8 protein-coding genes and 1 pseudogene are annotated in these 8,845 nt (G+C 51.2%); 8 read left to right on the top strand and 1 reads right to left on the bottom strand.

Features of this window, described 5'->3' with window-relative positions; translation table 11 throughout:
* The first annotated feature begins 119 nt into the window (after positions 1 to 119).
* The 8 genes from JSQ97_RS12170 (at position 120) to JSQ97_RS12135 (ending at position 8,143) form a co-directional block, all read left to right on the top strand.
* A complete protein-coding gene (locus JSQ97_RS12170; protein ID WP_205076290.1) occupies positions 120 to 905 on the top strand; it encodes a DeoR/GlpR family DNA-binding transcription regulator in 786 nt (261 codons plus the stop codon).
* Entirely contained in the window at positions 898 to 1,908 is a 1,011-nt protein-coding gene (locus JSQ97_RS12165; RefSeq protein WP_205076289.1) for a dihydroxyacetone kinase subunit DhaK, read from the top strand. The genes JSQ97_RS12170 and JSQ97_RS12165 overlap by 8 nt, the downstream gene beginning before the upstream one ends.
* Position 1,909: 1 nt before the next feature.
* Positions 1,910 to 2,557 carry a dihydroxyacetone kinase subunit DhaL gene (gene dhaL / locus JSQ97_RS12160; RefSeq protein WP_205076288.1) on the top strand — a complete coding sequence of 216 codons (648 nt, stop codon included), beginning with the start codon at positions 1,910 to 1,912 and terminating at the stop codon, positions 2,555 to 2,557.
* On the top strand, positions 2,547 to 3,488 hold the full coding sequence (gene pfkB, locus JSQ97_RS12155) for a 1-phosphofructokinase (protein ID WP_205076287.1): 942 nt from the start codon (positions 2,547 to 2,549) through the stop codon (positions 3,486 to 3,488). The genes dhaL and pfkB overlap by 11 nt, the downstream gene beginning before the upstream one ends.
* An 84-nt stretch (positions 3,489 to 3,572) precedes the next feature.
* On the top strand, positions 3,573 to 4,502 hold the full coding sequence (locus JSQ97_RS12150; RefSeq protein WP_205076286.1) for a substrate-binding domain-containing protein: 930 nt from the start codon (positions 3,573 to 3,575) through the stop codon (positions 4,500 to 4,502).
* Positions 4,503 to 4,623: 121 nt separating this feature from the next.
* Positions 4,624 to 6,132: a sugar ABC transporter ATP-binding protein gene (locus tag JSQ97_RS12145; RefSeq protein WP_021331545.1), complete on the top strand. Its 1,509-nt coding sequence runs from the start codon at positions 4,624 to 4,626 to the stop codon at positions 6,130 to 6,132.
* 54 nt (positions 6,133 to 6,186) lie between these two features.
* A complete protein-coding gene (locus JSQ97_RS12140; RefSeq protein WP_205076285.1) occupies positions 6,187 to 7,173 on the top strand; it encodes an ABC transporter permease in 987 nt (328 codons plus the stop codon).
* A 4-nt stretch (positions 7,174 to 7,177) separates the two neighbouring features.
* Positions 7,178 to 8,143 (top strand): ROK family protein, encoded by a 966-nt coding sequence (locus JSQ97_RS12135; protein ID WP_205076284.1) that lies wholly within the window; start codon positions 7,178 to 7,180, stop codon positions 8,141 to 8,143.
* Between the two features lie 162 nt (positions 8,144 to 8,305).
* Here JSQ97_RS12135 and JSQ97_RS12130 read toward each other — a convergent pair.
* Positions 8,306 to 8,734, bottom strand: a pseudogene (locus tag JSQ97_RS12130) (RpnC/YadD family protein); the annotation flags it as partial.
* Between the last annotated feature and the right edge of the window lie 111 nt (positions 8,735 to 8,845).

Here is an 8,845-nt window from a genome sequence, read left to right as displayed (position 1 = left end):
GTGTAATTATTTATAATACAATGAATTGTATGTAAAAAAAATTATTTGACAGATCGAAATTCTCGTGTTAGCATTCCATTAACGAAAGAAATCGAAAGTAATCGGAAAAAAATGAAACCATGCTGTACGAAGAAAGACTTACAAAGATCGTCGAGTTTGTAAACAAAAAAAAATCCGCATCCGTTTCCGAAATCAAAGATTTGGTACAAGTATCCGAAGTGACGGTGCGCAAAGAACTCGCAGCCCTCGACAAAAAAGGCGTGATCAGACGGACGCGGGGCGGCGCGGTGAGTCTTTCTTCGCTCGTTCTCGAGTATACGGAAATCGAAAAGGAGCAGCTCAACAGCGCACAAAAACGCGCGATCGCGGAGCGCGCATACGAGATGATCCAGGATTCGCAGACGGTGTTTTTGGACGCGGGTTCTACGACGTTTGAACTTGCGCGCTGCATTTGCCACGGTACGAGGCGCGGCATCATCGTCGTGACGAATTCATTTAAAATTATCAACGAACTGCTGCGCCGTCCCGACATCGAACTCGTGTTCGCCGGCGGCTGCGTGCGTAACAAAATGATGTCGTGCGTCGGCTCCATTACGGAAGATATCATCACATCGCTGTGCTACGATATTTCGTTTATCGGAGCGAACGCGGTGAGCATCGAAGACGGAATTTCGACGCCGAATTTATTCGAAGCGACGATTAAAAAAAAGATGGTCGATTCCGCCAAACGGGCCATTTTGCTGTGCGATTCGTCGAAATTCGATTCTACGTCGATGGCGAAAATTTGTCCGCTCGGCAGATTCGAATTGCTGATCACCGACGACGGAATTTCCTCATCGTTTGCAAAACGATGCAAAGCGATCGGTTTGGACGTCGTCGTTGTCGAAACGGGGAAACATGAATAAGCTTATCAATAAGCCGGAAGATATGATTTCGGAAATGCTCGACGGATATCTCGCCGTGTATCCGGGTTTGTACGAAAAGATACCCGACAATTCCGGCCGCTATTTGGGATTGACCGTAAAAGAACGCAAAGATAAAGTTTCCGTCGTCACGGGCGGCGGCAGCGGCAACGAACCGTGGATCATCGGCTACGTCGGACCGGGTCTTGCGGACGGTGCGGCGCTCGGTCAAGTGTATACGGCTCCCGCGGCAAATGCGGTTTTGGCGGTGTCGCGCTGCGTGCCGAATGCGAAAGGTATCGTGTACGTTGCGACGAATCACGCGGGCGACGTGCTCAATTTCGAACTCGTCCGCGAACTTGCCGGCATGGAGGGCATCGATGCGAAGTGCGTGTTCGTCTGCGACGACGTGACGACGGCTCCGAAAGAAAAGCGGGATGAAAGGCGCGGCGTTGCCGGAGTCGCGCTTGCGGTAAAGATCGCGGGTGCGGCTTCCGAAAGCGGCGCGCCGCTCGACGATGTGTACCGCATCACCGAAAAAGCGGTACGCAATCTGTCGACGTGCAGTTTAACGACGTCTCCGGGTTATATGCCTTCGACCGGCAAAGCGATGTGCGATTTGCCCGACGGAGAAGTCGCGTACGGCATGGGATTCAACGGGGAATCTCCCGTGCTGCAGACGCCGCTTCCGACGGCCGACGAAGCCGCTCGTACGTTGATGTCATACCTTACGGGTGAAATCGAAGCAGGCGATGAAGTTGCGGTGATGGTCAACGGTTTCGGTTTTACGTCACGCCTTGAATTGTGCATTGCGGGGCGGGCGATCAAGCGGCTTTTGGACGAGCACGGCGTGTACGTATACGATATGTTCATCGACGAATTGTTTTGCCCGCAAGGGACGGGCGGTTTTTCGGTGAGTATTTTAAAACTCGACGACGAGTTGAAAGCGCTGTATGCGATGCCTGCCTGTTCGCCGTTTTATAAAGCATTTGCACGGAGCCGGTAATATGAAAAACGATTTGAACGCGGCCGATCTCAAAAAGATGTTTCTCTTTACGGCGCAAAAGATCGTGGACAGCGAACCGTATTTGACGGAAATCGATTCGGTCATCGGCGACGGCGATCACGGCACGGGCATGGCGCTCGGTTTTTCGTACGTCATCAAAGAGCTGCCGCAAAAAAAATGCGAGAGCGCGGAAGACGTCGTTTCCTCCGTCGGTTTGATTTTGATCGATACGATGGGTGGCGCGTCGGGCGTGTTGTTCGGCACGATGTTCATCAGCGGGATTGTCGATCGCGAAAAACACGAAACGCTCGATCTCTGCGGTTTTGCAGAAATTTTCAGAAAGTCGCTCGACGCGCTCAAAAAGCGAGGCAAAGCGAAGGTCGGCGACAAAACGATGATCGACGCGTTCGAACCCGCCGTCTGCGGATTGGAAGAAGCGGCGGCAAAACGGCGGAGCCTCGCCGACGGATTTGCGCTTGCGGCACAAAAAGCGAAAGCGGGTGCCGAATACACGAAAACCGTTCGAGCGAAATTCGGCCGCGCAAAATATTACGGCGACAAATCGATAGGCTTACAGGATCCGGGCGCCGTGTCCGTTCGGATAATTTTTCAAGCGATGAGCGAGTGGATACAAAACTATGCAGCATAAACCGATTATCACAGTTACCTTAAATCCGTGCTACGACAGAACGGTGAACATCGCACGATTCGAATACGGCGGAACGAATGCGGTGCTGTCCGTTCAGCGGGATACGTCGGGCAAGGGGATCAACGTGAGTACCGTCTTAAATCACTTGGGCTACGACACTGTATGCATGGGACTCATGTATTCGAAAGGCAAAGAGGATTTTAATAAATTTTTTGCCGACGAAAAACTCCGAAGCGATTTTGTCGAAGTGCCGGGCAGCGTTCGGGAAAACATAAAGATATTCGACGAAAGCGCAAAAACGATGACCGAGTTCAACGAAAAAGGAAGCGTCGCCGCCGAAGAAACCGTGCGGGCGGTTATGAAAAAAATCGAAAGCGCCGTTGCGTCGTCATCCCTTGTCGTGCTCAGCGGCAGCGTTCCGCCGGGTTTTCCGAAAACGATATACGCGGAGCTTATACGAAAGTGCGGCGATGCGGGAGTGCGCGTTATCCTCGATGCGTCGAAAGAATTTTTGCTCGAAGGGATACGCGAAAAGCCCTTTTTAATAAAACCGAATATCGACGAATTGCAGACTATCGCGGCAAAAAAAATCGAAAGCGAAAACGAGGTCATCGCCGAAGCGAAAAAGATAAGCGAAGCGGGTATAGCCTATGTGTGCGTTTCGCTCGGAAAAGAGGGCTGCATCCTCGTGAGCGGAAATCGCGCGTTTAAAGCTCCTGCGATGGATATCGAAGAAGCGGGGATCCAAGGCGCGGGCGACTCCCTTGTGGCGGGACTGTGCGCGGCGATCACGGACGGAGCCGCCGAAGAGGACTATCTCCGTTACGCGACGGCAGCCGCGAGCGCTTCGATCATGCTGCCGGGTACGCAGTTGTGTTTGAAAAAAGATTTCGACGAGCTGTTTCCGCGCGCAGAGGTGCAGCGGCTTTGATGAACGGTGATAAATCGGCAGCGGTGCCGAATTTATAGGCGGATAACGTATGTTATCCCCAGATTATTTTCAGGAGGAAAGAATATGAAAAACACAGTAAAAGTTTTTTTTGTTCTTTTAGGATTAACCCTTGCCTCTTCCTCTGTCTTTGCATCAGGCGGCAGCGATAAGCAAAAGGTAGGGTTTATCGTCGGTTCTCGCCAGCACGTTTTTTATACCCTGATCGAAAAAGGTATAAAAGCCGAAGCTCAGGCGCAGGGTATCAATGCGATCGTCCTCGACGGCGAATTGGACGGAAACGTTACGTCGGATCACATCAACAATCTCGTCGCCGAAGGCTGCAAAGCGATCGCGCTTTCGTGCAACGATCCGGGCGGAACGACGCCGGCGATGGAAGCGGCCGATAAAGACGGAGTGCCGGTATTTACGTTCGACTGCACAAGCCGGACGACGAAAGTCATCAAATGTTTTGTCGGTACCGACAACGTTGAAGGCGGACGGCTCGGCGGCAAAGAAACGGTACGCCTTGCGAACAAGGGCGATAAAGTCGGCCTTATCAATTTCGATGAACCGCAGTCGTGCATCGATCGACGAAAGGGTTGGGAAGAAATCGTCAAAGCTTCGGATAAAAATCTTAAAATCGTTGAAATCGGAAATTACGCGGGCGATGCGTCGAAAGCGGAACAGCTGATGACGGACGCTTTGACGGCGAATCCCGATTTGGCGGTCGTGTTCTGCGTCGGCGATCCTGCCGCTGCAGGCGCGCTTGCCGCAATCAAAGTCGCCGGTGCTTCGACGAAGATCATCGGATTCGACGGAAATCCCGAAGCGAAAGACGCGATCCGCGATGCGACCAACGGAAAATTCTGGGTATCCGAAATTGCGCAAAATCCCGAAAAAATCGGTTCCGAAATAACGAAACAGATCACGAAGTATTTGACGACGGGCAAAGTCGATCAGCCGGTTATCATGATCGCTCCGTATATCATTACCAAAGAAAATGTCGGTAAATAACCGTATAGCGGAGCATTGATTTTTTTGCGAAGCCGGGCGGACGAAATCCGTCCGGCTTGTAAGGAAGAGGATAAAAAGCGGTGTCTGAAACAGCGCCGCTGCTTTTTATAGGGGAAAATGTATGGCGCCTTTTTTACAGGTAAAAAACATTTCGAAAGAATTTGCCGGCGTTAAAGCCCTGACCGATATTTCGATCGATTTTAATAAAGGCGAAGTTCACGCGCTGCTCGGCGAAAACGGAGCGGGAAAATCGACACTGATAAAGATAATTTCCGGCGTATACGCGCCGACCTCCGGCTCCGTTCTGCTCGACGGCAAAGCATGCCGCTTTCACAATCCGCGCCAAGCGCTCGATCGGGGCATCGTCGTCATACATCAGGAATTGAGCATCGCAAACGATTTAACCGTCGCCGAAAATATCTATCTCGGCTGCGAACCGCGGATACAAAACGGTTTTTTTCTCGACAGAAAAAAAATGGAAGCCGATGCGCAAGCCATCCTCGATTTTATGGAAGTCGATATCCGCTCGACGGCAGTCGCCCGGCATTTGACCGCCGCACAGCAGCAGATGGTCGAAATAGCAAAAGTCATTTCAAAAAATGCGCAAGTCGTCATCATGGATGAACCGACTTCATCGCTTTCCGAACACGAAATCAACGCGCTGTTTAAGCAGATACGGATTCTGCAAAAAAACAATATCGCGATCATATATATAACGCACCGGCTGAAAGAGCTGTTTGAAATCGCCGACCGCGTAACCGTCCTGCGCGACGGCTGCAAAGTAAACACGTTTTCGATGAAAGACGTCGATGAAAAAACGCTCGTGACGAGTATGGTCGGGCGCGAGATGAAAGATTACTACAACCGGCAAAAGCATACGCCGGGAAAAGAACTTTTGAGGATCGAACACTTGTCGCGCGACGGAGAATTTTCCGATATTTCGTTTGCCGTGCACGCCGGAGAGATACTCGGCATTTCGGGGCTTATCGGCGCGGGGCGTACGGAAGTGATGGAAACGATTTTCGGCGCGCGAAAACCTACATCGGGGAAAATATTCGTCGAAGGAAAAGAGCGCGCGTTTACTTCGCCGAAACAGGCGATCGATGCGAAGATCGGCATGGTTACCGAAGACCGTCGCAGGACGGGTTTGATGCTCAACGCGATGATAAAGGACAACACGGTGCTGCCGAGTTTGCCCGCGCACCACAAAAAATTCGGTATCCTCGATTTGAAGTGGGAAACGGAATCGAGCAAAAAATACGTCGACAAACTTGCCGTCAAAACGCCCGGCATTCATACGGTCATATCGACGCTCTCCGGCGGCAATCAGCAAAAAGTCATTTTGGCAAAATGGCTGCTTGCCAATTCGAAAATTCTTATTCTCGATGAACCGACGCGCGGCATCGACGTAAACGCGAAGTCGGAATTCTACGGCTTGATGAACGAATTCGTTGCGCAGGGCGGCGCGATCATCATGGTTTCTTCAGAGCTGCCGGAGATCATCGGCATCAGCGACAGAATTTTGGTGATGTGCGAGGGGCATGTGAGCGGCGAACTCGATTATACGGAAGCGACGGAAGAAAAGATCATGGCTTTTGCGAGCGTAAAAGGCGGTATGCAAACCGCATAAAAAACCGTACAGACGTATCGGCTGCAATACAAAGTTTTTAATAAGGGGCAAAAGATGGATAAGGTCAAAGTGCAATCGTGGATAAAAAAGAATATCGTTTTTATATTTTTGATTTTTATGTGTACGGTGTTCGGTTTGTTGAATAAAACGTTTTTGACGTCGAAAAACATTTTTAACTTAACGTCGCAGATGTCCATCAACGCACTGCTTGCGACGGGTTTAACCTATGTCATCATCTTAGGCGGTATCGATATTTCCGTCGGTTCCGTCGCCGCTCTCGCCGGCGTATGCGCTGCGATGATAGGTCTGCGGATCCCGAATTTGAACACCGCTTCGGGTGTCATCGTTCTGCTCGGTTCGGCGATCGTTATCGGCGGTGTTTGCGGCACATTCAACGGCATCATGATAACGAGATTCAAAGTCGTGCCGATGATCGCAACCCTTGCGATGATGACGATTGCGCGCGGTATCACGTACATCATCACCGGAGGAGTCGCTGTGTTCGGTTTGCCCGCATCTTTTTCGTGGCTCGGCGCGGGGCGGTTGTTTAAATCGGTCGGCAACCCGAACGGTATCATCCCTATCGTTTCGATTTTTACGATCGTCGTCGTCATCATCTTTCACTTGCTGTTGTCGAAAACCGTTTTCGGCCGCCACGTCTATGCCGTCGGCTCGAACGTGAACGTCGCGCATTTGAGCGGCATCAATATCGCGCGGGTAACGCTGACGGGTTATATCCTGTGTTCCGTCACGGCGGCGCTCGGCGGTGTACTCGTCGCCTCCAAACTGCAAAACGGTCAGCCTGCCGCGTGCGAAGGCTACGAAATGTATGCGATCGCATCGACCGTGTTGGGCGGTACGAGTCTAACCGGAGGCAGCGGTTCCGTCGGACGCGCCATGTTCGGAGTTGCCATCATCGCCGTCATCAACAACGGCATGAACCTGCTGCACATTTCGTCTTATTGGCAAAAAGTCGTTATCGGCTCGATCATCCTGCTCGCCGTCATCCTCGATATGGCGCAGAAGAAAAAGAACGCGTAAGCTTATGAGCGCGTATTTTCTTGCACTCGATATCGGCGGTACGAAAACGTCGGGCGCGCTGTTTACCGAAAACTGCGAACTCGTAGACGACTATGTATACACCGCTCCGTCCCAAACGTTTAAGGGCGAAGAAGCCGTCTATCAAAATACGAAAAACGTTTTGGAAACGGTGCTCGAACATTTTTCGCTGTCCGTAAACGACGTCCGCGGCATCGGCGTCGGAAGTCCCGGCCCGCTCGATTCGAAACGAGGTATCATTATCCATGCGCCGCTGATGGGTTGGAAAAATTTTCCGATCGTCGCTCGATTAAAAAACGATTTTCATACGGATGTTCTGATCGATAACGACGGCAACTTGGGCGCATTTGCCGAACAGCGCTGCGGCGTCGCAAAGGGACTGCAAAACGTCGCCTATATGACCGTGAGCACCGGCTGCGGCGGCGGGCTTGTTATCGGAGGAAAAATCCATCACGGCAAACACGACGGTGCCGGAGAAGTGGGGCACGTTTCTATCGACAAGAACGGTCTGCCCTGTCCCTGCGGCAGCAGAGGATGCTTTGAACTGTATGCGTCGGGGAGCGCGATGAATCGGATCATGAGAGAAGATATGCGCAAGGGTATACGGAGCCGCGTTTTCGAATTTGCCGAATACGATGAAAACGCAGTCAACGGAAAAATCCTCGACCGGGCTGCAGCCGAAAACGATGAGTATGCGCTGTCACTGTTCGAAAAAGAAGGGGAACTGCTCGGCTTCGGCATCGCTCATATCTTCAACCTTTTCGATCCCGACGTTTTCGTTTTGGGCGGCGGCGTCACAAAATCAAAACGCTATTTTCACGAAGCTCTGATGCGGACTTTGCGCGCGTATTCCATCCAGCCGATAGACGACGAGTCGGTGCGCTATTCGATTATGAACGACCGCGTCGTTTTGTTCGGTGCCTGTTATATGATACGGGAAGCGCTCGGTTGACGGCCGCCGGCTGCAGCTGCCGCGCGTATTTGAAAAACGCGCCGCCTTATTTAGAAACATGGATATCAATAATATTGCTTAATCAACAACCCCGACGCAAAGCATCGGGTACAGTGCTCAACGTTTCGCACTGTATGTTCTCATAAAGTGGTTGCAGTCGGCTTACAGCTTTTCGACTTCTTCTTTTGAAAGACCGGTAGCTTCCGTGATAATACTTACGGAAACACCGAGCCGCTTGAAGTTCCGTGCATCTTCGAGCGCTTTTTGATGCGCACCGGCGGAAAATCCTTGTGCTTCGCCTTCTTTCAATGCGATTTCCCGCTCTTCTTCCCGCTGTACGGCGATGTCCACGTCGTAATCGTATTCGGCAATTAACATATTCACCACCTCCCTGCTTTTTCTTTGCAAGTATTCCCGCAGGATGTCGTTTTGTATGCACTCTTTGATTGCATTCTGAAAGCCGTTTTCGCTGTCAAGTTTTGTATGTCGCCGTACGGCTTCTACGAACAGAGTGTATTCTTTCAGCGGTTTACACGTACGTAAGATTTCATTGTCTTTATTATAATTGATATTTATCACGCTGACAACGAGATGCTATGTTTTTAATTACCGGCAGAAGTGGTAGTCTTATCCGACGGGATAAGGGAGCAGACAGCAGGTTGCCCTAGAACGTGAGGAAATCTTGAATACAGAGGAACCTCG

The sequence above is a fragment of the Treponema sp. Marseille-Q4523 genome (genome assembly GCF_016901105.1).
In the GTDB taxonomy this organism is placed as follows: Bacteria; Spirochaetota; Spirochaetia; order Treponematales; family Treponemataceae; genus Treponema_D.
Note: the sequence above shows the minus strand (reverse complement) of the source record. Positions and strands in the feature narration are given on the sequence as shown.